This window comes from Cytobacillus solani (assembly GCF_001420595.1).
Taxonomy (GTDB): domain Bacteria; phylum Bacillota; class Bacilli; order Bacillales; family Cytobacillaceae; genus Cytobacillus; species Cytobacillus solani.
Genome location: NZ_LJIX01000006.1, coordinates 3,291,662 through 3,314,275 on the forward strand (window position 1 = coordinate 3,291,662; position 22,614 = coordinate 3,314,275).

The 22,614-nt window shown below is 39.9% G+C and carries 27 protein-coding genes and 1 other annotated feature; of the genes, 13 read left to right on the forward strand and 14 right to left on the reverse strand.

Annotated features, from left to right (window positions below; translation table 11 throughout):
- Positions 1-69 precede the first annotated feature (69 nt).
- The 5 genes from AN957_RS18335 to AN957_RS18355 form a co-directional block, all read right to left on the reverse strand.
- The gene (locus AN957_RS18335) at positions 70-315 is read right to left on the reverse strand and encodes a YqkE family protein (RefSeq protein ID WP_053476883.1); all 246 of its coding nucleotides are present in this window, start codon (positions 313-315) and stop codon (positions 70-72) included.
- A 44-nt stretch (positions 316-359) separates the two neighbouring features.
- Complete coding sequence (locus tag AN957_RS18340; protein ID WP_056685474.1) at positions 360-731, reverse strand: VOC family protein; 372 nt, start codon at positions 729-731, stop codon at positions 360-362.
- A gap of 62 nt (positions 732-793) precedes the next feature.
- On the reverse strand, positions 794-1,462 hold the full coding sequence (locus tag AN957_RS18345) for a CoA transferase subunit B (RefSeq protein WP_053476885.1): 669 nt from the start codon (positions 1,460-1,462) through the stop codon (positions 794-796).
- A 26-nt stretch (positions 1,463-1,488) separates the two neighbouring features.
- Positions 1,489-2,178: a CoA transferase subunit A gene (locus tag AN957_RS18350; RefSeq protein ID WP_053476886.1), complete on the reverse strand. Its 690-nt coding sequence runs from the start codon at positions 2,176-2,178 to the stop codon at positions 1,489-1,491.
- Between the two features lie 54 nt (positions 2,179-2,232).
- Positions 2,233-3,420, reverse strand: coding sequence for an acetyl-CoA C-acetyltransferase (locus tag AN957_RS18355; RefSeq protein WP_053476887.1), 1,188 nt, complete (start codon positions 3,418-3,420; stop codon positions 2,233-2,235).
- 425 nt (positions 3,421-3,845) lie between these two features.
- Here AN957_RS18355 and AN957_RS18360 point away from each other — a divergent pair, with 425 nt between their 5' ends.
- The 3 genes from AN957_RS18360 (at position 3,846) to AN957_RS18365 (ending at position 6,287) form a co-directional block, all read left to right on the forward strand.
- Positions 3,846-4,751: a hydroxymethylglutaryl-CoA lyase gene (locus AN957_RS18360; RefSeq protein WP_053476888.1), complete on the forward strand. Its 906-nt coding sequence runs from the start codon at positions 3,846-3,848 to the stop codon at positions 4,749-4,751.
- 70 nt (positions 4,752-4,821) lie between these two features.
- Positions 4,822-4,953 carry a hypothetical protein gene (locus tag AN957_RS28900; RefSeq protein ID WP_256376264.1) on the forward strand — a complete coding sequence of 44 codons (132 nt, stop codon included), beginning with the start codon at positions 4,822-4,824 and terminating at the stop codon, positions 4,951-4,953.
- Between the two features lie 416 nt (positions 4,954-5,369).
- Positions 5,370-6,287, forward strand: coding sequence for an alpha/beta hydrolase (locus AN957_RS18365; RefSeq protein ID WP_142108678.1), 918 nt, complete (start codon positions 5,370-5,372; stop codon positions 6,285-6,287).
- A 28-nt stretch (positions 6,288-6,315) separates the two neighbouring features.
- Here AN957_RS18365 and AN957_RS18370 read toward each other — a convergent pair whose 3' ends face one another.
- Complete coding sequence (locus AN957_RS18370) at positions 6,316-6,849, reverse strand: hypothetical protein (protein ID WP_231690099.1); 534 nt, start codon at positions 6,847-6,849, stop codon at positions 6,316-6,318.
- Positions 6,850-7,134: 285 nt separating this feature from the next.
- Here AN957_RS18370 and AN957_RS18375 point away from each other — a divergent pair, with 285 nt between their 5' ends.
- Complete coding sequence (locus tag AN957_RS18375) at positions 7,135-8,340, forward strand: quaternary amine ABC transporter ATP-binding protein (protein WP_053476889.1); 1,206 nt, start codon at positions 7,135-7,137, stop codon at positions 8,338-8,340.
- A gap of 3 nt (positions 8,341-8,343) precedes the next feature.
- On the forward strand, positions 8,344-10,074 hold the full coding sequence (locus AN957_RS18380) for a glycine betaine ABC transporter substrate-binding protein (RefSeq protein ID WP_053476890.1): 1,731 nt from the start codon (positions 8,344-8,346) through the stop codon (positions 10,072-10,074).
- 246 nt (positions 10,075-10,320) lie between these two features.
- On the opposite strand, the gene AN957_RS18385 is transcribed toward AN957_RS18380, so the two are convergent.
- Positions 10,321-10,653 carry an iron-sulfur cluster biosynthesis family protein gene (locus AN957_RS18385; protein WP_053476891.1) on the reverse strand — a complete coding sequence of 111 codons (333 nt, stop codon included), beginning with the start codon at positions 10,651-10,653 and terminating at the stop codon, positions 10,321-10,323.
- Between the two features lie 127 nt (positions 10,654-10,780).
- Between AN957_RS18385 and AN957_RS18390 the strand changes: the two genes are divergently transcribed.
- Entirely contained in the window at positions 10,781-10,993 is a 213-nt protein-coding gene (locus tag AN957_RS18390) for a CDGSH iron-sulfur domain-containing protein (protein ID WP_056685477.1), read from the forward strand.
- Positions 10,994-11,023: 30 nt separating this feature from the next.
- Here AN957_RS18390 and AN957_RS28145 read toward each other — a convergent pair whose 3' ends face one another.
- The 3 genes from AN957_RS28145 to AN957_RS18405 form a co-directional block, all read right to left on the reverse strand.
- Entirely contained in the window at positions 11,024-11,185 is a 162-nt protein-coding gene (locus tag AN957_RS28145; protein ID WP_056685480.1) for a hypothetical protein, read from the reverse strand.
- A 73-nt stretch (positions 11,186-11,258) separates the two neighbouring features.
- Entirely contained in the window at positions 11,259-11,591 is a 333-nt protein-coding gene (locus tag AN957_RS18400) for a YolD-like family protein (RefSeq protein ID WP_053476894.1), read from the reverse strand.
- A gap of 19 nt (positions 11,592-11,610) precedes the next feature.
- Positions 11,611-12,870 carry a Y-family DNA polymerase gene (locus tag AN957_RS18405; protein WP_053476895.1) on the reverse strand — a complete coding sequence of 420 codons (1,260 nt, stop codon included), beginning with the start codon at positions 12,868-12,870 and terminating at the stop codon, positions 11,611-11,613.
- Positions 12,871-13,032: 162 nt separating this feature from the next.
- Between AN957_RS18405 and AN957_RS18410 the strand changes: the two genes are divergently transcribed.
- The gene (locus tag AN957_RS18410; protein ID WP_053476896.1) at positions 13,033-13,233 is read left to right on the forward strand and encodes a YqzH family protein; all 201 of its coding nucleotides are present in this window, start codon (positions 13,033-13,035) and stop codon (positions 13,231-13,233) included.
- Positions 13,234-13,262: 29 nt separating this feature from the next.
- Here AN957_RS18410 and AN957_RS18415 read toward each other — a convergent pair whose 3' ends face one another.
- Together AN957_RS18415 and AN957_RS18420 are read right to left on the reverse strand one after the other, a co-directional pair.
- Positions 13,263-14,057 (reverse strand): SDR family NAD(P)-dependent oxidoreductase, encoded by a 795-nt coding sequence (locus AN957_RS18415; protein ID WP_053476899.1) that lies wholly within the window; start codon positions 14,055-14,057, stop codon positions 13,263-13,265.
- A gap of 26 nt (positions 14,058-14,083) precedes the next feature.
- The gene (locus AN957_RS18420; RefSeq protein WP_056685484.1) at positions 14,084-15,043 is read right to left on the reverse strand and encodes an MBL fold metallo-hydrolase; all 960 of its coding nucleotides are present in this window, start codon (positions 15,041-15,043) and stop codon (positions 14,084-14,086) included.
- Positions 15,044-15,338: 295 nt separating this feature from the next.
- Between AN957_RS18420 and tagU the strand changes: the two genes are divergently transcribed.
- Together tagU and proC are read left to right on the forward strand one after the other, a co-directional pair.
- Entirely contained in the window at positions 15,339-16,268 is a 930-nt protein-coding gene (gene tagU, locus AN957_RS18425; protein WP_053476901.1) for a polyisoprenyl-teichoic acid--peptidoglycan teichoic acid transferase TagU, read from the forward strand.
- A gap of 368 nt (positions 16,269-16,636) precedes the next feature.
- The gene (gene proC / locus AN957_RS18430; protein ID WP_053476902.1) at positions 16,637-17,467 is read left to right on the forward strand and encodes a pyrroline-5-carboxylate reductase; all 831 of its coding nucleotides are present in this window, start codon (positions 16,637-16,639) and stop codon (positions 17,465-17,467) included.
- A 223-nt stretch (positions 17,468-17,690) separates the two neighbouring features.
- On the opposite strand, the gene AN957_RS18435 is transcribed toward proC, so the two are convergent.
- Positions 17,691-18,080 (reverse strand): hypothetical protein, encoded by a 390-nt coding sequence (locus AN957_RS18435; RefSeq protein ID WP_142108675.1) that lies wholly within the window; start codon positions 18,078-18,080, stop codon positions 17,691-17,693.
- A gap of 592 nt (positions 18,081-18,672) precedes the next feature.
- Here AN957_RS18435 and AN957_RS28595 point away from each other — a divergent pair.
- The 4 genes from AN957_RS28595 to namA all read left to right on the forward strand — a co-directional run bounded on the left by AN957_RS28595 (position 18,673) and on the right by namA (position 20,898).
- Positions 18,673-19,143, forward strand: coding sequence for a glycosyltransferase family 2 protein (locus AN957_RS28595; protein ID WP_425388913.1), 471 nt, complete (start codon positions 18,673-18,675; stop codon positions 19,141-19,143).
- Between the two features lie 32 nt (positions 19,144-19,175).
- The gene (locus AN957_RS29215) at positions 19,176-19,358 is read left to right on the forward strand and encodes a hypothetical protein (RefSeq protein ID WP_425388914.1); all 183 of its coding nucleotides are present in this window, start codon (positions 19,176-19,178) and stop codon (positions 19,356-19,358) included.
- Positions 19,358-19,780: a hypothetical protein gene (locus AN957_RS28605; protein ID WP_245637798.1), complete on the forward strand. Its 423-nt coding sequence runs from the start codon at positions 19,358-19,360 to the stop codon at positions 19,778-19,780. The genes AN957_RS29215 and AN957_RS28605 overlap by 1 nt, the downstream gene beginning before the upstream one ends.
- A gap of 95 nt (positions 19,781-19,875) precedes the next feature.
- The gene (namA, locus tag AN957_RS18445) at positions 19,876-20,898 is read left to right on the forward strand and encodes an NADPH dehydrogenase NamA (protein WP_053476905.1); all 1,023 of its coding nucleotides are present in this window, start codon (positions 19,876-19,878) and stop codon (positions 20,896-20,898) included.
- Between the two features lie 44 nt (positions 20,899-20,942).
- Here namA and AN957_RS18450 read toward each other — a convergent pair whose 3' ends face one another.
- A complete protein-coding gene (locus tag AN957_RS18450) occupies positions 20,943-22,283 on the reverse strand; it encodes a sodium-dependent transporter (protein ID WP_053476906.1) in 1,341 nt (446 codons plus the stop codon).
- An 85-nt stretch (positions 22,284-22,368) separates the two neighbouring features.
- Positions 22,369-22,587: a binding site (T-box leader), on the reverse strand.
- Positions 22,588-22,614 lie beyond the last annotated feature (27 nt).

Genomic DNA, 22,614 nt, shown 5'->3' on the forward strand with positions numbered 1-22,614 from the left:
TTTTCGTTCCCGTTAATCCGCGATAAACAAAATGACGCTTGCGTTCCAAGCGGCATTTTTATTTCTGCTTTATTTATATTCCTTCCAGTTCAAATTGCTTTCACCTAGCAATTCTTCGAAGCTCTTGTTCTTTTCGCGCAATCGTCTTTCCTCTTTCTTGCGTTGTTCTTCTTCTTCCATTTTCTTATCTTCAGCCGCTTTTAATTGCTGCTTTGTATCTTTTAGTTTTGCCATTAAATCTTGGTTAAGCATATCACCAAGTGTTACTGGCTTATCATCCTTTTTTGGTTGGGAATGCTGTTTTTTCTTTTTCATGGAAATCCCCTCATATAAATAATTTACAAATTATTATATCATTTTCACTTCAAAAATTCGAGAAACTCAATCCGATTTCCGAAGGGATCATCAACGAAAAATCGGTTTCTTCCTTCGATTGGCGGTTCTTCTTTTATGATAATCTCTTGACTTAGCAAGCTTTCACGCAATGCTTCCAAATTTTCTACTACCAATCCCGGATGTGCTTTTTTGGCAGGCACGAAACCTTCTTGAATACCTATATGGATTTCCTGGTTCCCGCACTGAAACCAGCATCCACCACGTTTTCGCAGATTTTCTGGTTTTGGAATTTCCTTAAGTCCGAGGATCTCTCCGAAAAATGTTCTAGCCTGTGATTCACAGCCTTCGGGTGCTACTAATTGAATATGATCAATTCCCTTAAATGAAAATCTCATGTACATTCTCCTCCTAAAATAGAGAAAAGCACAGCTTTTACAGCCGCACTTTTCAAAATCAATTAATAAGCTTCTGTAAGAACGTTCTCATCTACTTGCAATTCCGCTTCTGTTGATTGAATGATCTCTTCGATCGTAAAGCCCTTTGCTACTTCTATAAGCTTTAAGCCGGACTCCGTTACATCAATAACGGCACGTTCCGTAATGATTCGGTTCACAACCGCTTTTCCTGTTAATGGCAGCGTGCATTTCTTCAAAATTTTTGACTCGCCATTTTTGTTCGTATGATCCATGATGACAATGATTTTCTTTGCTCCATGAACGAGGTCCATCGCGCCGCCCATTCCTTTAATCATTTTACCAGGAATCATCCAATTTGCGAGATCGCCTTTTTCGGAGACCTCCATTCCGCCAAGGATTGCTATATTTACATGACCGCCGCGGATCATGGCAAAGGATTCCGCACTATCAAAGTAAGCAGACCCAGGAATGGCCGTAACTGTTTCTTTCCCCGCATTAATTAAATCAGGATCTACTTCTTCATTTGCAGGATATGGACCAATGCCAAGCAAGCCATTCTCTGATTGCAGCACCACTTCTTTATTATCTGAAATATAATTTGCTACAAGTGTTGGCATGCCAATCCCAAGATTTACATAGAATCCATTTTCAATTTCCTTTTCTGCACGTCTAGCAATTTTTTCTCGAACAGAAGCTTTATCATTAGTCATTTGCAGCGTCTCCTTCCTCATCGTTTTTACTTTTGGACAGTCAGCCTTTCAATTCGTTTTTCTTGGTTTCCTTCGATTAAAGACTGCACATAAATGCTTGGTGTATGAATCCCATTCGGATCAAGCTCACCAATTTCATACAGCTTTTCTACTTCAGCAATTGTTACTTTCCCTGCCGCAGCAATCATGGGGTTAAAGTTCCTTGCCGTCTTGTGATAGACGAGATTTCCCATTTTATCGCCCTTCCACGCTCTCACTAAACTAAAGTCCGCGATCAACGCTTCCTCCAGCAAATATTCTTTTCCATTAAAGATCTTTGTTTCTTTCCCTTCAGCAACTGGCGTACCAACTCCAGCAGGTGTATAAAAGGCAGGAATTCCTGCTCCGCCTGCTCGAATTTTCTCGGCAAGCGTTCCTTGCGGGAGGAGCTCTACCTCAATCTCCCCTGAAAGCACCTGTCTTTCGAACTCTTTATTTTCCCCTACATAGGAACCTACCATTTTCTTAATCTGCTTATTTTTCAAAAGCAGTCCAAGTCCCCAGTCATCCACTCCACAGTTATTCGAAATAACGGTCAAATCCTTCACGCCTTTTTCAACCAATGCAAGGATTAAGTTTTCCGGGATTCCACAGAGACCAAATCCGCCCACCATTAAAACAGCGCCATCATGAATATCCTTCACTGCTTCATTAAAGGAAGTACAAATTGTTTTCATGTCATTCTCCCCCTCTTTTCCGAGAACTTTTTGTTTATATGAATAGGTACTTGTTTATGCCAGTTCAACTACTGTTGCAACACCTTGGCCCCCGCCGATGCAAAGCGTGGCAAGACCTTTTTTTGCCTGCCGCTTCTGCATTTCATGAATCAAAGTGACAAGAATTCTGGCTCCGCTCGCACCAATCGGATGACCTAGCGCGATTGCTCCTCCGTTGACATTAAGAATGTCTTTGTTAAACGCAAGCTCTCTATCAACGGCCAGCGACTGGGCTGCAAATGCTTCATTCGCTTCAATCAGCTCCAACTCTTCCATGGATACAGCTGCTTTTTCAAGCGCTTTTTTTACCGCTTGGACCGGACCAATGCCCATGATGCTTGGATCTACTCCAGCACTTGCATTTCCTTTTATCGTTACAAGTGGCTTGATTCCTAGCTCATCCGCCCTTTTCCTGCTCATAACAACTAGAATAGCTGCACCATCGTTAATCCCTGAAGCATTACCAGCTGTGACACTGCCGTCTTTTTTAAACGCCGGTCTCAGCTTTGCCAGCTTTTCAGCTGTTGTTCCTTTCTTCGGATATTCATCTGTATCAAAAATAATTGGATCGCTTTTTCTTTGCGGGATTTCAACAGGAACAATCTCATCCTTAAATCTGCCTGCTTCAATCGCATTCACTGCCTTTTCTTGACTCGCTGCAGCAAATTCATCCTGCTCTTCTCTTGTTAATTCATATTTTTCGCAAAGATTTTCTGCTGTTACACCCATATGATAATCATTGAATACACATGTTAAGCCATCAGAAGTCATCGTATCGATCAGCTTCTGATCACCCATTTTGAATCCATTGCGGGCATTTTTTAATATGTATGGAGCTTGGCTCATATTTTCTATTCCACCAGCTACCACAACCTCAGCATCCCCGGCGATAATCGCTTGTGTCGCCAAATGGACTGCCTTTAATCCAGAACCGCATACTTTATTGATCGTCATTGCGGAAACGCTTACAGGAAGACCCGCTTTAAGTGCCGCTTGCCTTGCTGGGTTCTGACCAAGCCCTGCCTGCAATACATTTCCAAGAATAACCTCGTCTATTTGCTCAGGCTTCAAACCCGCTTTTTCAAGTGCACCTTTAATTGCCACTGCCCCTAGTTCAGGAGCGGAAATATCCTTTAAACTCCCATTAAAACTGCCAATCGCTGTTCTTACAGCACTTACAATTACTACTTCTGTTTGTGTCATATTTCCCACCCTTTCACAATCAGTTTCAATCATACTATTTCGAGAAAAAACGCAAAAACCCTTTTATTATGTCAAAATTTCTATTATTCTTGCTTTTTAAAAAACAAATTGAATAAAATAAGAGAATAGGAGAGCGCCCGCTCAGTTTGAAGTACAAATGCGTAAGCGCCTTGATCATCGCCGTACAAACGCAGAAGGGACAACGACAGCGATAAAGGAAACACGGTGAGTGAGCGAACCGATGTTGACGCAATCGTTGCGGAGGAGACCTGAAGTTTGATAGGCGATAGGACGCTTGCGCTAAACGTAGACCAAACCTTATACAAAGTACCCACAATATCCGATTTTAGAAATTCCTAGACAAGTAGAAAACGTTTACAACTTTTGATTCTACCCTTATAAACTATGAGACTGGAGAGGAAAACATGACGCTGCAATTACCTGCTAAAGTAACAATTATTGAAGTCGGTCCGCGTGATGGGCTTCAAAACGAAAAAGCTTTTGTGCCTACAGAGATTAAAAAGGAGTTTATTAAGGGATTGAAAATGGCTGGCTTAACAGAAATGGAGCTTACTTCTTTCGTTTCGCCAAAATGGGTTCCGCAAATGGGAGATGCAGCTGAAATTGTCGCTGACTGTCTTGATAACGAAACACGCAACATCGTTTTGGCACCAAACCGTATAGGAATTGAAAGAGTTTATTTGACCAATTGCCAAGCTGTTGCTGTTTTTGTTGGGGTCAGTAATACGTTTAATCGAAAGAATATCAATAAATCTACAAAGGAAAGCATGACTGAGCTCCTGCCGATTATTGGCGAATTAAAGGAGAAAGGATACTTTGTCCGTGCTTGTATTTCCACTGCTTTCTACTGTCCATATGAAGGAAAAATCGAGCCGGATGATACTTTGAGGTTATGCCGACAATTTGTTGATGCTGGTGTTGATGAGCTGAGTGTGGCTGATACCATTGGAATGGCTGCGCCTCATGAATCTTTTGCTTTGTTCAGCAGCTTGAAGCGGGCGTTTACGGATACCTTGCTGACTGCTCATTTCCATGATACGAGGAAGCTTGCCCTTACTAATATATTTGCTGCTTTGCAAGCCGGGATTGACCGGTTCGATACTTCAGCCGGTGGGCTTGGCGGGTGTCCATTTGCTCCCGGGGCCGCAGGAAATGCTGCAACAGAAGATGTCGTCTACATGCTTGAGCGAATGGGGATTCAAACAAATGTTAATTTAGAAAAATTAGTTGAGGCGATTTCAATCGTCACGCCGCATTTATCTCGGGCGATTGAAAGTACCTATTATCGCCTTCATCAACAAAACGTTTAAATAATGAATAAACTTCCCTTTGATCATCCATCTTATTAGGTAAACCATACGAAAAGGGGGACCATTCCAAATGAGCCGGAAACGAGATAAAGGCTTTAGCCAGAAGGGCAAGCCAAATAGTGATACAGTAAATCAAACAATCGCTGCCGAGGAATTAGAAAAGGCGATCCATCCGACGAAACGGCAAAATTCAGAGCAGTAAGCTGGCGGGAGCGATTGACTACCGTTTTATCCTTTTTCCCGGAAAGTCGGTAGCCAATGACAGGGATTGGCTACCCTTCTTACTTTTTTCTCGGGAGTTCGGTCGACAATAACGGCGATTGGATACCCTTCTGTCTTTTTTCTCCAGTGTTCGGTCACCAATAATGGCGATTGGATACCCTTCTGTCTTTTTTCTCCAGTATTCGGTCGACAATAACGGCAATTGGATACCCTTCTGTCTTTTTTCTCCAGTGTTCATTCACCAATAGGGGCGATTGGATACCCTTTTATCTTTTTTCTCCAATGTTCGGCCGACAATAATTAGTGATTATTTTTCCTTTTCCATATAAGTCGAATTCATGTTTTAATCCCCTCCAGAATGGTAAAATAAAGAAAAAGATTATCGGGAGGATCGACATGAAAAGACTGCTTCGTTTAACTCGTTACTTTATTTCTTTCCTTCTCTTTTTCACATCAATCGGTGTTTATTTTACGAATCGGCTTATGTATATGAAGAAGAAAGAAGATCAATTTATTTTGGATCGGGAACAAGGAGCAGGAAGGCTTGATTTAATGGAATATGACGGGCTTCCAAAGAAAGAAGTTCTCATTCCTTCCCCTTTTGGCTATAATCTCAAGACTGTCATTATTGAACCACACAAAAATAATCGCTTTATCATTATTTCTCATGGAGTAACGGAAAATAAAATGAACTCCATTAAATATATGAATCTTTTTTTAGAACGCGAGTTTAATGCAGTGATTTACGATCATCGCCGCCACGGGGAGTCTGGCGGAAAAACAACAAGCTTTGGTCACTATGAAAAATTCGACTTAAAGACCATTGTGGACTGGCTGAAAAAAAAGCACGGTCCAAACATCGAGATAGGGATCCACGGGGAATCGATGGGAGCAGCAACGATGCTGCTTTATGCTGGTATGCTTGAGGATGGTGCAGATTTTTATATTGCAGACTGTCCTTTTTCTGACTTTAAGGAACAGCTTGCTTACCAAATTAAAAGAGAATTGAAGCTGCCGCCAAGGCTTATCCTATCTGTCGGTGATTTATTTTTACGCATGCGGCAAAAGTATTCAATTAAAGATGTTTCCCCGATTTCGGTCATTGAGAATATTCAAAAACCCATTCTCTTTATTCATAGCCAGAAAGATGATTTTATTTTACCGACAATGTCTGAAGCCTTATATGAATTAAAAAAAGGACCCAAAAAGCTTTACTTAGCCTCCAATGGGGTCCATGCACAGTCATTGAACGAGAATAAAAATGATTATGAAAAGGTGATTGATGAGTTTTTAGAGGAATATGTCTTCACATGAATAAAGAGGCCTTGATGCTGGCCTCTTTTTATTTTAGCAGCTTTATTTCATTTTCACTCCCTGACAAACCCCTAGCAGTTTCATAATCCCCTACTTTAAAAAAGTAGCGACCACTATCTTTTTTAATCATTTGTGCTCTTTCCAATCCTTCATTCCCGATCACTTCAATACTGTTAATGCTGCTATCTTCTATTTTTCCATAGATCACAGGGATTCTGTTTTCTAAGTCGCCATTGCCATTATATTCATAGAAAACATTTTTAAAGACAGTCAGCAGTTCATCTTCATCATAATCCCAATGATTATGCCCCGCATTTTCCCATCCGTCCCGATCATTTCCCTTTAAAAAGGCTACTGTGACCGCATCAAATTCCTCTTTCTTTTCATTTTTCTGCCTTGTTACATATAACAGAATTACGCCATCCTTCACTTTTTCTGTATGTATAACTTCTTTTACATTAAATGGGATGTCCTCTTCAATTACCTGATTCATCGGCACTGCCCTGCAGGCTGTCAGCAATAGCATCACTGTTAGCAATACGACAATCCATTTATGATTCACACAGTTCCCTCCACTTTAGCAACATCTTTATCATTAAATGTTGGTTAGGGAGAGAACATACCTGTTTTTTGTAAATTTTGGATAAAGAACAGGATTATTTTAAAATTGTCTTGGCAATCGCAATTAACGCTGCTTTCTTTTCATCCATACTCCTGTACCGCATCATGAGGATTTCATTCAATAAGTTCATGCTTTTTTCCCTTCTCCTTTGGAACCTTTCATACTGAGATACACAATAGGGAAAACTAAATAGGGACTAGGCGATTAATAAAATGAGGTGATTTGGTGAATCCATATGTAGAAGTCAGGAATGTCTCGAAGATTTTTGGTAAATCTCCTAAAGTTGCCATTGATTTATTGAAACAGGGCAAATCAAAGAAAGAAATCTTAAAAGAAACAGGGCTCACGGTTGGTGTTAATAATGTTAGTTTTAAAATTTATCCCAGTGAAATTTTTGTCATCATGGGTTTATCTGGAAGCGGAAAATCAACCTTAATTCGAATGTTTAACAGGCTGATCGATCCTACAATTGGAGAAATACTAATAAAAAATGAAGATATCGTTAAAATGAATGCCGCAAGATTACGGGAAACCAGACAAAAAAGAATCAGTATGGTTTTTCAAAACTTTGCCCTTTTTCCACATAAAACAATTCTCGAAAACGCTGAATTTGGTCTTGAAATTAAGAAAGTCGCTCCGGATGAACGCCGCAAAAAAGCGATGCAGGCTTTAGAAGCTGTCGGGTTAAAAGGTTACGAACATCAATACCCATCACAATTAAGCGGTGGAATGCAACAAAGGGTTGGTCTAGCTAGAGCTCTTGCAAGCGATACAGATATTATCTTGATGGACGAAGCCTTCAGCGCCCTAGATCCGTTAATTCGTAAAGATATGCAGGATGAATTAATGGGCATTCAAGAACAATACCAGAAAACGATTATTTTTATCACCCATGATTTAGATGAAGCACTAAGAATTGGGGATCGAATTGCCCTGATGAAAGATGGCAGTGTCATTCAATTAGGGACACCTGAAGAAATTATGATCAAGCCCGCAAATGAATTTGTTGAAAAGTTTGTTGAAGATGTTGATTTATCGAAGATCATAACAGCCTCACATGTGATGAAGCGAGGAGAAAAAATCGGTGTAGACCGAGGTCCAAGGGTTGCGTTGGAAATAATGCGGAATCAAGGATATTCCAGCATATTTATCGTAGACCGTAAAAATAAATTGTTGGGGGCAATTACTGCTGAACAAGCACGTCAAGCCATTGATCAAAATCAAACCATTGCCGAAGCCATGACCACAGATATCCCAACGGTTTCAGAAGATACATTACTTACAGATCTGATGGATGTGATTGCAACATCCAATTTGCCGATATCTGTTATTGATGAAGAAAATCGATTCAAAGGAATTGTGATACGCGGGGCCGTTATTGGTGCTTTAACGGGAAATAAAGATTCTTTGAATGAATTGGAGAGTGACTAATAAATGGATATTCCCAAAATTCCCTTAGGAGAATGGGTAGATTCTTTTGTCGCATGGTTAACCATTGCATGGGCTGGACTTTTTACCTTTATAACCAATTTAATCGATGGTTTATTGGATGTTATAGCGGATGTATTAAGTGTAGGACCTCCTATCATCTTAATTCTCATCTTGACTCTTTTAGTTACCTATACAAGCAGATGGCCATTAGGAGTTTTTACGTTCATTAGTTTACTATTGATTGATAATCTTGGTTATTGGGATTCAAGTATACAAACTCTTGCGATTGTATTATTATCGGGATTGCTTACGATCATTATTGGTATCCCTATTGGAATATGGTGTGCGCAAAGAAAAACAGTGCAGAGCATCGTTACACCTATTTTAGACTTTATGCAGACCATGCCTGCATTTGTGTATTTAATTCCATCCATTTTATTTTTCGGGATTGGAGTCGTACCAGGAATTATCGCTTCCTTTATTTTCGCTATTGCACCAACCATTCGTATGACAAATCTTGGTATTCAGAAAGTGCCTAAAGATTTAATTGAAGCGTCGAATGCTTTTGGTGCAACTACCAGTCAAAAATTGTTCAAAGTTCAATTACCTTTGGCAACTCCAACCATTTTGGCTGGGGTTAACCAAAGTATTATGCTTGCCCTATCAATGGTTGTTACCGCTTCATTAGTTGGGGCGCCTGGACTTGGAGCAGATGTTTACCGGGCAGTTAGTCAAATTGACGTTGGGCAAGGCTTTGAAGCTGGATTATCGATCGTCTTCATCGCCATCATTCTTGACCGTATCACGCAAAACTTACGTAAGCCGGCTTATGGGCATGCTGTGAAGCCTAAAATAGTCTTTTCTATTTTTGCTTTACTTGCAGTTGGTACAGCTATTGTATTAGCGATTCCAAAAGACAAGGCTGCTGTGAATGGAAATGTGAATGGGATTGGTGCCCAAACAGAATACGAAATTGTTGGGATTGAACCTGGAGCAGGCTTGATGGGTTTGACAAGTACAGCACTAGAAGATTACCAGTTAGATGATTGGACGTTACTTGAAGGCTCTTCTGCTGCAATGGTTGCTGAACTGCAGAAAGCCTATAATAATCAAGAACCCATTATTATCACTGGATGGTCACCACATTGGATGTTCTCCGCATTCGATTTGAAATATCTCGACGACCCGAAAGGATCCTTTGGTGGGGCTGAAAGTATTCATACAATCGTAAGAAAAGGTCTTGAACAAGATGCACCTGGTGCCTATAAAATCCTTGATCAATTTTCTTGGGAACCAAGTGATATGGAAGCCGTGATGGTCGATATTACAGATGGAATGGATCCAACAGAAGCGGCTGAAAAGTGGGTTGATGCCAATCCTGACAAAGTTTCTGAATGGAAAAACGGTGCCCAATCAGGAAGTGGCCAACCGATCAACCTTGTTTTTGTTGCTTGGGACACAGAAATAGCTAGTACATATGTTATTGGCAAGGTTCTTGAGCAAAATGGTTATGATGTGACATTAAGCCAAGTTGAAGTTGGGCCAATGTTTGCTGGTGTAGCCAATGGAAGTGTGGATGGGATGGTTGGTGCATGGCTCCCAACTACGCATGTTGAGTATTATAATACCTATAAGAAGGATTTCATTGACCTTGGACAAAATCTTCATGGGACGAAGAATGGACTAGTTGTACCAGAGTATGTCGACATTGATTCGATTGAAGATTTGAAATAAAATAATGAGAGAGTGTCCTTCTGGAGACTCTCTCCAAAAAAATTATATTGGTATTTTTAAAAAATACTGTGCAACAGGTAGACATGCTAGGAACTGTATATAATAGGAGCTAAAAAAGGATAAAGAGGATGGGGTGATAATAGTTGTTCATAAATCTATTAAGGTACATACCTATCTGCTTGTGTGGAAAATAAAAAGTGAAACTTCTAAGAGAGGCCCCCGCTTGAAGTTTCACTTTTTACCATGCTATTTAACTATTTTTCGGTCATACAAACTCATTCTTGGATTTAAGTATTGATTTGGACTTTTTAATTGAAAGCAGTTCGCTTTCTCCGAAAAATCGATTGTCATTGTTTCCTCAAAAAAGACTTCCTTTGATTTTTCAATATAGATACTGCCAATATTTGTTTTAATCTCATGGTCATCATCGTCTAGCTCATTTACGAGCCAAAGAGCTGATACACCACTGACCACACATCCGCAGCCTTCTGTATCGTATTTTAGCTTTAGGCAGCCATTTTTGCCGGCTATTTTCGCTTTTATTTTATTTGCTGCTTCCTCGGTTACGATAATTTCCAATTATATAACCCCCTCTATCGCTTGATTTTATCATAAATTGGCATGTAGACCCTTTCTATTGCTTTTTTCCTCCATTCCCTTTAACATCAGAGGAAAATATGTCAATTTTGTGAAGGGATAGATATGTATGTCAAAGGTTACAATTAAAGTGAATGATAATGGTTCTTATCGTATTACTGGTGATGTTGAGCTCGTTGACGCGGAAGGAAATCCATTTGTTACGAAGCCAACATTTTCGCTATGCAGATGTGGAAGGTCGTCCAACGCTCCATTTTGTGATGGAAGCCATAAAGGTGTATTTGAATCTGTTGTTCGTGCACCGAAGCCAGCTAAGGATTAAATTAGGGGATATAAAGAAAAAGCGAGGAATTCAACCTCGCTTTTTCTTGTCATTTCCAGCCTTTGCTGGGGTCACTTCTTCCTCATCCATCATTCCTTGGAGATTTTCCCGATCCATCCTCGTGCTATCCTCTCCTGCACCTGAAGCAATCGTCGACATGGGAAGCTGTTCAAGCTCTTTTCCTCTTGGCACAAGAATCACCTCCTACATGTTAAGTTGCTTCAATCATTGGAAAACTAGCCCTTCTTTTTACATTTTTTCATTTTCAATCCGTAAACCGCACATCGGCTATCTCAGAAATTCGAATTTGATGTACCTCCCCGAAGTGATCGACAATATGCACTTTATGATTGATTTCATCCCAATAATGAATGTTCCCAATGACGAGATGGTAATTTTTATGCTGATAGTAGGTAAGTGTCACCGCTCTTCCATATTCCATTGCCTCGGAAATACAGTCGTTCATGCTTTCTAATGCCTGCTCGTCAATTTCCCGCTTTTGTTCGTGCCTATCTTCCTCGGCCCAGTCTCTCAATAACTTTACATGTTCAGGAAGCATCATTGCTGTCCATTTTATTCTGCCGCGATCCCGAATCATATGATTGATCCTCCCTTGTCTACATTTTATGACCGCCAACAAGTGTTGCTCGGTGTTTAGCAGTTCCTGCGCTTGTATAAGAAACGGCCCTCAAAAGAGCCCCAGCTCCAAATTTAGAACGAATATGGTCAACGGTGTAGCCTAACTCCCGCTTCTTCCAGCCATTCGCATCAAAAAGATTTAGCTGCATTTCCGTATCATCAACAAGCTTGCTAAGTGAAATAGAAATTTGCCTAACGGTTTTACCTTCATAATGTTTGTGAAAAAGTTTTAAACAGACACCGTAAATTTCCATTGTGATATTCGTCGGCTCATCGATTGTTTGGGAACGATAAAAACCGCCGCCAAATTCATCTTGGCTATAGCTGACGCCAAAACTAACAGTGCGTGCGGCTTTTCGATGGTCTCGTGCCCTTCTTGCTACCTCCTCACACATTTCCAACATAACAGCCTTGATTTCATGCTCTTCTTTGTAATCCCGTAACAAAATTTGACTTTTCCCAAAACTGATTTGCCCTTCCATGATCGGTGCACCCAAGTCTGAAAGGTCAATTCCCCATGCATGATGGTACAGCTGATTGCCCATAACCCCAAACTTTTTTTCAAGTTTTTCTAAATCATATTTGGCTAACTGGCCAACTGAAAAAATCCCCATCCCATTCAGCGTTTTTTCCACACGGCGCCCGATTCCCCACATTTCCCTTAAAGGAGAAACTTTCCATAGTTTTGTTTGGACATCCTCATATGTCCATTGAGCAATTTCTTTCGTTTTTGCCTCTAAATCAAGCACAAGCTTGGCCAGCAGCATGTTTGGTCCAATTCCAATAGCACACGGCAATTGAAATTCCCGCTCAATATCATCTTTTATTTTCCTTGCAATCGTAAATGCATCCCCCCAAAGATGAAGGACACTATCGACTTTAATAAAACTCTCATCCACGCTGTACACATGAATGTCCTCCTTCGGGACATAGCGATTAAAAACACGTGTAATTTCAGCAGCAACTCTTAAATATGTTGCCATTTTCGGTTCATCAATGATGATCCGCGAGTCATTCGGAACTTCGTAAAGGCGAGCACCTGTCTTTATTCCAAATACCTTTTTCATCTGGGGAGATGCTGCCAAAACAACACTCCCCTTTCGCTCCTGATTGCCGGCTACAACAAGATAGCACTCAAGCGGATCAAGCCCTCGCATGACAGCAGAGCAGCTTGCATAAAAACTTTTCATATCAACACACAGAATTTTGTTCTTTGGCATCATGCTGTAATCAATCATATTCGTCATCTCCTAAAACCAAAGGGAACGTTTGTTCTGATTATATCCATTATATTAATCGAATATACGTTCGTTTACAACAGGAATTTATCGACTAATTTCTTAAACGTGAGAAGCTATTCCCCCCTTAGCATGTATAATCTTGTAGAAGGAGGCAAAAAAATGGATCGTAAACTTATTTTAAAAATGGTACAAAACTGCTTGAAGCAATACAATGAGGATGGCGATTCGATCACACTAAACAGCAAAACATTCGAGGAGATCTATAATAAAATTATTGCAACAAAAAAAGAGGAAGATGATTTGCATGATATCGTTAATGATGTTGTTTACGGTTACATAACGGATTCCCCTTATTTTTAGACAAAAAAAAAACCGCCAAGAACTGGCGGCTATTTTTTTTCGAACGCCTTTCGGCCAAGCCGTTCGAACATACGGGGAAAAAGTGCGTAAACAATACTTCCTGCATTCATCCAGCGCGGCAAATTAATTTCTCTAGTAGGAGTAAGCATGGCATCAACAACTTTTCTTGCCACATACGTGGGTTTTAACATGTATCTCTGTACATTTTTAACATATGTGCCTTTTTCATCAGCAATTGTAAAAAAGTCCGTTTCTATCGGTCCTGGATTCACAGCTGTTACATAGACATTCGTGCGGGCAAGCTCCATCCGAAGGCTGTTTGTATACCCGAGAACCGCATGCTTCGTTGCGGAATATACACTCGATTTTGGCGTCGCAATTTTCCCAGCCTGGGAAGCAATATTAATAATGTGTCCGCTTTGCTTCTGCCTCATTTTTGGCAGCACCATACTTGTACAAGCCATCAATCCGACAACATTTACATCAAACATTCCCTTTATTTCATCAATTTTTGCCTCATGGGCCTCACGGAAAATCCCGAAGCCAGCATTATTCACAAGGACATCGACGTGATCAATCTTAGCAAGTATGTTTGAAAAAACAGCCTGCACATCATCCGTATTGGAAACATCAAGTTTATGTACGTCAACTTGAACATGAAATTGATTTTCTAATTGTGTCTTCAAGGCATTAAGCTTTTCAAAATTTCGGGCGAGCAGCACAAGATTCGCCCCGCTCTTGGCACAAAGCGCAGCCATTTCTGCTCCAATTCCCCCTGACGCTCCTGTAATAATTATATTTTTATTTTTTAATCGATCAGACATGCAGTTACCTCACTTTGACTTTAGAACTAAACATAATATAAAAATGCTTTCTCCTCTTTACTTACCTTAATTTCCCCGATTGCATACAAATAGTCAAGCTGGGCGATTGTTTCAGAGATAGTAAGAGAAAGCTCCCTTTCATAGACCGTTGGAAACAGCCGGCGGCAAATGTCAAAAACAGTAAGCCTTTCTGTCTCAAGCCATTTTCTTACATCCATTGCTCTGTCGCGCTGGCGAGACAATCTTTTTTCAATTAGCATGTTCACCTGATAAATATCGTCGCCATGTCCCGAATAAACGAGCTGAATCGGAAGCGTCGAAAGCTTTCTTAATGATTCATTGTATTGTAATTGGGGTTTCGGACGCACCGTTTCGCCTGGAAGAGGCGGTTCTAATAATGGATTCGGCGAGATATGGGCGAGCAAATGATCCCCGCCTATATACACGCCGTCCTTTTCACGCAGGAGACCGATATGGCTCTGGGCATGTCCCGGTGTTTCAATCACCATCCACTCCTCCAGACCAACAGGCGTATCTCCTTCTGCCAATTCACCGGTAAGAGAACGATGGCATGCAAAACGCAGCGTTTTTTTCAATGCCCCAATGAGCGGAAAATATTGTTCGGGAATGCCAAATTCACCAAAAAGCTGATGATAAAATTCGTCATGTGCCTCTAGAAACTGATCGGTACGGGAAAGCCATCTTTGATTAAATCGATGCCCATACACTTCCAAGGCTGGTGAAAAATAATCCAGCAGACCTGAATGATCCGGGTGATGATGGGTGAGCACGACCTGCTCAATATCCTCTGGTGTTAATGCTAACTCCTTCAGCTGCTCAGTCAATGCCTCCCATGCCTCTTCTGTTTTCGGCCCAACATCAACGAGTGTCAGCCTCTCTCCCTTCACCACATATACATTTACATCTCCGACTGGAAAAGGGGTCGGGATGATTAGTTTTGCAATGCCGTCTTTCCACTGTGCCATTTTTCCAACTCCTCAAAAATTACTATTTCTCGATAGGATTATCTTCACGTATTTTTGCTGACTTCCGTGTATATAAATAAGTGTAACCCTCTTTTAGGTAATTGTCATTATTTTCACATAATTAATTAGTACTGGAAACAATCGTGAGACAAATATAGCGGTTTTTCCCCTAATGTTCGGAACCACTGACGATTGAATATTCACATTCTTCACATAAGTATTTAGTGTTCTTTTAAAAGAATATCTGTTATTCTTTTAATTAATATAGATCTACCCTTTAATGGAGGACAAGGAAATGAGATCTGATTCCAAAAGAAAAAAAAGAACCTGGCTCCGCGTAACTGGGATTGTCATTTTATTTATGCTAATCTGTACCGGAGTATACGGATATTCAGTATATAAATCATTGACAGATGCAGTTGACACCATGCATCAGCCCATTGAAAGAGAATTATCTGAAAAAAGAATGGAAGAGGTGACTTTTGAAAAGAAAGAACCGTTCTCTGTTCTAATGCTTGGGGTTGATGAGCGCAAAGGTGATCGTGGACGTTCTGATACGATGATTGTCTTAACAGTAAACCCAAATCAAAATACCATCAAAATGCTCAGCATTCCACGGGATACGAGAACAGAAATTGTTGGTCATGGATCAGAAGATAAAATTAATCATGCCTATGCATTTGGCGGAATTGAAATGTCGATGGCAACCGTAGAGGATTTCTTGGATATTCCCATTGATTACTACTTGCAAATTAATATGGAGGGCTTCAAGGATATCGTCGATTCTGTTGGTGGTGTAACCGTAAACAATGATTTAGACTTTACTGTTGATGGGAACCATTTTCCTAAAGGCGAAATCACTTTAAATGGAAAAGAAGCGTTAATGTTTTCACGTATGAGATACGAGGATGCGAGAGGTGATTTTGGACGCCAGCTAAGACAGAGAGAAGTAATCCAGGCGGTGATTAAAAAAGGAGCAAGCCTTTCATCCTTAACAAATTATCAGAAGATTTTTAGTGCGTTAGGAAAAAACATTAAGACAAACCTTATTTTCAACGAAATGGTCGATATCCAAAAAAATTACCGTAATGCTGCAAAAACGGTAGAACCAATGTCTATTGCCGGTGATGGAAAATTAATCAAAGATATTTATTATTTTATTGTGCCTGACGAAGAAAAACAGAGGGTTCAAGATGAATTAAGGGAGCATTTGGAGTTACAATAACAAAAGATCATTTTCTGTTTATTTAAACAATTAACTCTTGACAACTATGCTTGTCCCCCTTCATAATCACTATTAATATCTTTAGAATGGAAATAGCGATGAGTAAGGCCAGTAAATGGAAAAAGACGTAAGAGAGTGAAGCTCGACAGGCTGAAAGGCTTCACCGTCCACTTGACCATTGAACCTACCTTATGAGCGGTTAGGCAAACCTAAACGTGTTTTCCGGCGTTAACGGAGTCGAGATGCCTTTTTCGGTTAGATGAAAAAGGTAATTGAAGGTGGTACCGCGAATAGCTTAGTCCTTTCGTCCTTTACAGGATGGAAGGACTTTTTTGTTTACACATTCATTCACACTGGAGGAATATGAAATGGAAAAATTAGCAGTCGTTGGCGCAGGCTCTATGGCGGAGGCTTTAATAGCCGGCATTGTAAAAAATAAGCTAATGGATAGCAGGCGAATATGGGTTACAAACAAGACAGATCATGAAAAATTAATATCCTTACAAAATCAATATGATGTGCAAACGACCTATAATTTAAATGAACTTTTTCAAAATGCCAGCATTGTTATATTAGCAATGAAACCAAAGGATGCAGCTGAGGCAATAGAGCATATTAAGAAGTACTTAACAGAGGAAATGCTAATTATTTCGGTATTAGCTGGCGTATCGATGAACAGTGTTGAAATGCTTGCCGGACAATCATTAGCCATTGTAAGGGCCATGCCAAATACATCAGCAGCTGTCGGAAAATCAGCTACTGCCCTTGCGATCAATCAGAAAGTATCAGCTGAACAGATGACGCTTGTGTCAAACATGTTTGCAACGGTTGGTGTAACAGCAATCGTTGAAGAAGAGCAGCTTGATGCCGTGACAGGTTTGTCGGGAAGTGGCCCAGCCTATATTTACTATCTGGCAGAAGCAATGGAAAAAAGTGCAGTCGACGTCGGTCTCGAGAAAGAAATCGCAAAAGAATTCATTGTACAAACATTACTGGGAGCGGCAGAAATGCTATCAAAGTCAGCAAAAGAACCCAAGCAGCTTCGGAAGGAAGTAACAAGTCCTGGCGGCACAACAGAAGCGGGACTGAAAGTCTTGGAAAACTATCGCGTACAGCATGCATTTATCGATTGTATAAAAGAAGCAACTGCCCAATCAAAGCGCCTTGGCGAAGATATCTCTGCAGGAATGAACGTATAGCTGGTTAATTGCAATTAGCTGATTTTATTTGCTAGATCCGCTTTATTTTTGCGAAATGCTCATTTTATTTGCAATACCAACCTTATTTTTGCGAAATGCTCTTCTTATTTGCTATATCTACCTTATTTTTGCAAATAGCTCATTTTATTTGCAATATCAACCTTATTTTTGTGAAATACTCATTTTATTTGCAAGATCTACCTTATTTTTGCAAAGCACAAATTTAGTGTTTTTGCTTATACACTCTACCTTTTTTCGTACCAGTAAAGGGAAGGTTCATTTTTGTTAAGAGACGGCTAGCAATATATGGTGAGGTTAAATGGAGAAATTCACATAGCTTTTTATTCGTAATCGTTGTATTTATTATAAGAAAATAATCATTAATTGCTTGAATATGTGCATCTTTATTTTTCGCTTTGCATGATGGACAATACCAAGTCCCATGTATTCGTTCCATACCAAACACTTCACATTCTTTGCACTGAACACCAGTAATAACATCCGTTTCGGGTATTTTAAAATAGGCTAAGGCATCAAAAGACTCTGGAACATGCCTATTTATTAAGGTTTTGATTACTTTTTTTAATTCATAAGAGGACAATTGCTCCTTCATAAATTGCTTACTAATTTTAACGATCTTTTCTACTATCTCTTGTGGTCGCACAACCTTTTGATGTGCTTCATAATGATGGGGATCTGATTTAATAATTGTTGAGGGATTGCTAATGGTAATTAAACATTCTGAAGGTAAATGAACTTTTAGCTCTTTTAGCCAGTTTGTAAATTCACTTTGCTACCTCTTCGCTTGGAGAATCGGGCCAGCAGTTCTTTTCCCTTGTTCAGTTTCAATTATGGGACGTTTCACATGGCTTTTGGGAAGCCGCCTTAATAATGCCTCATTTTTGAGCACTCTCACCGGCTTAACACGTTCCATTACAATCAATTAGATCACACCTTTCGTAATGTCAAGAATATATTCAATCTAGTTGGCAAAAATTCCTTCTGTAAATTAGTTTATTAGCAAATTGTTTTTATATATTTGCGAAATATGACATAATTTTTGCAAGATCCCGATTACTAACCTTTTTAAATTTTTTTTTTCGGTATTCTTTGTTTATTTGCAAACCAAATAATATATTTGTGAAAATCAAGTTAAATTTGCAAAACGCCAATTTTTTATACAAATTTCTTAAGGAAGTGTCTCCATGCTAACCGCTCTGCTTTTTTTAAGCTTGTTTGTTTGGCTGGCGGTTCTATTTGATGCCAGTGCAGGCTTTAGAAAATTAGAACGGCTGGAAGATGAAGCGGAACAAATAAATGGACCGCTGCTTTCAATTATTGTTGCAGCTCGGAATGAAGAAGAGAACATCGAAAGCAGCATCATCAGCCAGCTGAAACAAAACTATAAAAACATTGAATGGGTCTTAGTGAATGATCGATCTACTGACAAAACTGGAAAGATAATGGACCAATTGCGGGAAACTGACAAACGAATAAAAATCATTCATATTCAGGAGCTCCCTAAAGGCTGGCTTGGGAAAAATTATGCGCTTTATACAGGTACAAAAGAAGCCGCCGGAGACTCTTATTATTTACGGATGCAGATGTTCAATTCCAAGAACAAACCATTGGCAAGGCAATCAGCTATTTTACAAACAATAAACTTGATCACTTAACTGCCGCTCCAAATCTATATGGAAGAAGCATCATGCTCCAATCCTTTATTGCCTTTTTCATGTTTGGCTTTTCTTACTATAAGCGTCCGTGGATGGCAAATAGACCGACTTCGAAAACGGGAATGGGCATCGGTGCTTTCAATATGCTAACAAAAAAGGATATCATGCTTTCGGAACGCATGAAGCGATTAAAATGCGCCCGGACGATGATTTAATGCTCGGGAAGAAAATGAAGGAAATGGGGCATCATCAGCGAATGGTGACTGCAATGGAATTACTTGAGGTAGAGTGGTATAGAAGCTTAAAAGAAGCATTAATTGGCCTTGAGAAAAATACGTTTGCCAGTCTCCATTATCGGATCAGTATGGTTCTATTCGCGATAGCCGGTGTGTTCCTTTCACAAGTTCTTCCTTTCTTCACATTGTTTTCCCAAGACCATATTGCTTTAAGTGCAGCCAATATCCTTCTGCTAGCTATTGTTTACACATTGATCATAAAGCGGATGACGGCCTTCTCCCCGCTCCCCTTTCTCTTATTTCCAATAACAGCACTTGTCTTTATTTATTCAATTATCCGTGCGAGCTTCTTGACATTTAAAGAGGCGGCATCATATGGAGGGGAACAAAGTACCGTCTGAGTGAATTGCGTGAAAAGAGAAGCTAGTTCTTTTTCATTTTAAGAAACGATTGTTATACTAGAGAAAAGCTACATATATAAGAGGAGGTTTTTCGAATGGAAGCAAAGCTTTTTACCCCTTTTACGATTAAGAATACGACGATTAAAAACCGGATTGTCATGGCACCGATGTGCATGTACTCGTGCCCGAACGAGGATGGCATGGTAGAGAATTGGCATAAAACACATTATACGAGCAGAGCAGTCGGTCAAGTAGGACTGATTATTTTAGAAGCAACTGCTGTCACTCCACAAGGACGGATTTCCCCAAATGACTTAGGGATTTGGAGCGATGACCACATTGCTGGGTTAAAGGAACTCACTGATTTAATGAAGGAACATGGAGCAGCAACCGGCATTCAGCTTGCCCATGCTGGCCGAAAAGCAGTGCTTGAGGGTGAAATCCTTGCACCATCCGCTCTAGCATTCAATGAAAAAATGAAACAGCCAAAAGAAATGACGATTGAAGAAATACAAGAAACAATAGAAGCATTCAAGCAAGGAGCAGAAAGAGCACAAAAAGCAGGCTTTGATATCATCGAAATTCACGGGGCCCATGGCTATCTAATTAATGAATTCCTATCCCCTCTTTCTAACCAGCGGACAGACGAATACGGTGGATCTCCTGAAAATCGTTATCGTTTCCTTCGTGAAATCATTGAGGCAATTAAAACTGTATGGGATGGGCCATTATTTGTTCGAGTTTCTGCACATGATTATCATGAGAAAGGCTTAACTGCTGAAGATTATGTACGATTTGGGAAATGGATGAAAGAACAAGGAATCGATCTTATTGATGTTAGCTCTGGCGCAGTAGTCCCAGCTAGGATTCACACGTACCCTGGCTATCAGGTAAAGTTCTCCGAAAAAATTAAAGAGGAGGCTGGTATCCCTACTGGTGCGGTAGGCTTAATTACAGCACCGCTGCATGCAGAAGAGATTCTGCAAAATGAACGTGCCGACTTAATTTTCCTTGCTCGTGAGCTTCTGCGTGACCCATACTGGCCGCGCACAGCAGCGAAAGAGCTTGGTGTCAACATTGATTCGCCGAAGCAATATGAACGCGGATGGCTTGTATAGGTAATAAAAGGGATGGACACTTATATGTCCATCCCTTTTATTGTTTAAATAAGACCCACTGCATCAAGGAACACAATAATAATGACAAGAGGAACGACATATCTCATCAGGAAGAACCACACTGTAAAAATTAAGTTCAAACTTTTTTTCCCTTGAATCAGTTCACTTCTTAAAAGATCCTTCTTCATTTTATATGATACGAAAATAGAGATGAGCAACGCGCCAATCGGCATCAAAATATTACTAACTAGAAAATCAGCACTGTCAAAAATACTTTTACCAAAAATAGAGATTTCAGATAATGTGCTGAAGGATAGAGCAGAAGGAATTCCGACTAGGAAAATCGCTGCACCAATTAGCCAAGCCATTCGGCCTCTTCCTTTTCCCTTGTTAGACATCAATGCTGCCACGACAATTTCAAGCATCGAAAAAGCGGATGTGAGCGTAGCAAATAAAAATAAGGAAAGGAATAGCAATAAAAATACTTTTCCAAAAACAATTTGATCAAAAACAGATGGCAGAACAATAAATAACAATCCAGGTCCACCTTCAGGTTCATACCCTAATGAAAACACAGCTGGAAAAATTGCCAATCCAGCTAAGATAGAAATGAATAGATTCATCGCCACAATGGATAGCGCTGGCTGCAGGAGACTTTCCTTTTTGGATAAATACGAGCTATACGTGACCATCACAGAAACCCCTACACTCAATGAGAAGAATGATTGTCCCATCGCATAAAGCACACTTTCAGAAGTTAAGCTTGAAAAATCAGGCTTTAAAAAGAACGTAACTCCAGCCATTGCCCCCTCTAATGTTAAGGAACGGACAATTAGAACGATAAATAATAAGAACAAAGCGGGCATCATGATTTTGCTAATTTGTTCAATTCCTTGCTGCACACCTCTTGCAACAACAACAATAGTGATAATTAAAAAGATTGCTTGGAAAATAATAACTTCAAGAGGATTTCCAACTGATTGATTAAAAAATGCTACATAGCCATCAGCTTCGGCAGGCATTCCCCCCGTAACACTTGCAAATAAATATTTAATAATCCAGCCGCCAATTACACTATAAAATGACAGAAGCAGGAAACATGTAAATACCCCTATATAACCGATCCAATGCCATCTGGATTTCGGGGCAATCGTCTTGTATGCAGAAATCGCCTCTTTTCCTGTACTGCGCCCAACAATAAACTCACCTAGTAAAAGCGGAAACCCGATAAGCAAGGAAAAAATTAAGAATAAAAGAATAAATGCACCGCCCCCGCTATTCCCTGTTACATATGGAAGCTTCCAAATTGCTCCAAGTCCAATTGCTGAACCGGCAGAAGCTAATATAAAGCCAATTTTTGAAGACCATTGTTCATTTTGCATCATTTGCTCCCCCTCTAGTTTCAATTAAGATTGAATCGTTCAGAAATTGGCCGATTTCTTACTAAAAACAAAAAAGTCACAGCTATCTAAAAGGGACGTGATTTGATTCACGCGGTACCACCCTTTTTGAAAGCATGTGACTTTCCACTTGACATGTTAACGGATTCTTCCGTTCTTCCTGCATAATACATGCAGCAAGAAAAAGCTCCAAGCTGAAATTCATCTTACCTTTGTATCAGTTTTCACCAACCACTGACTCTCTATAACAGGGAAATAAGACTTAATAGATACTCTTCATAGCTTTATAAATATAATGTTTAGGTTTAAATGAGAT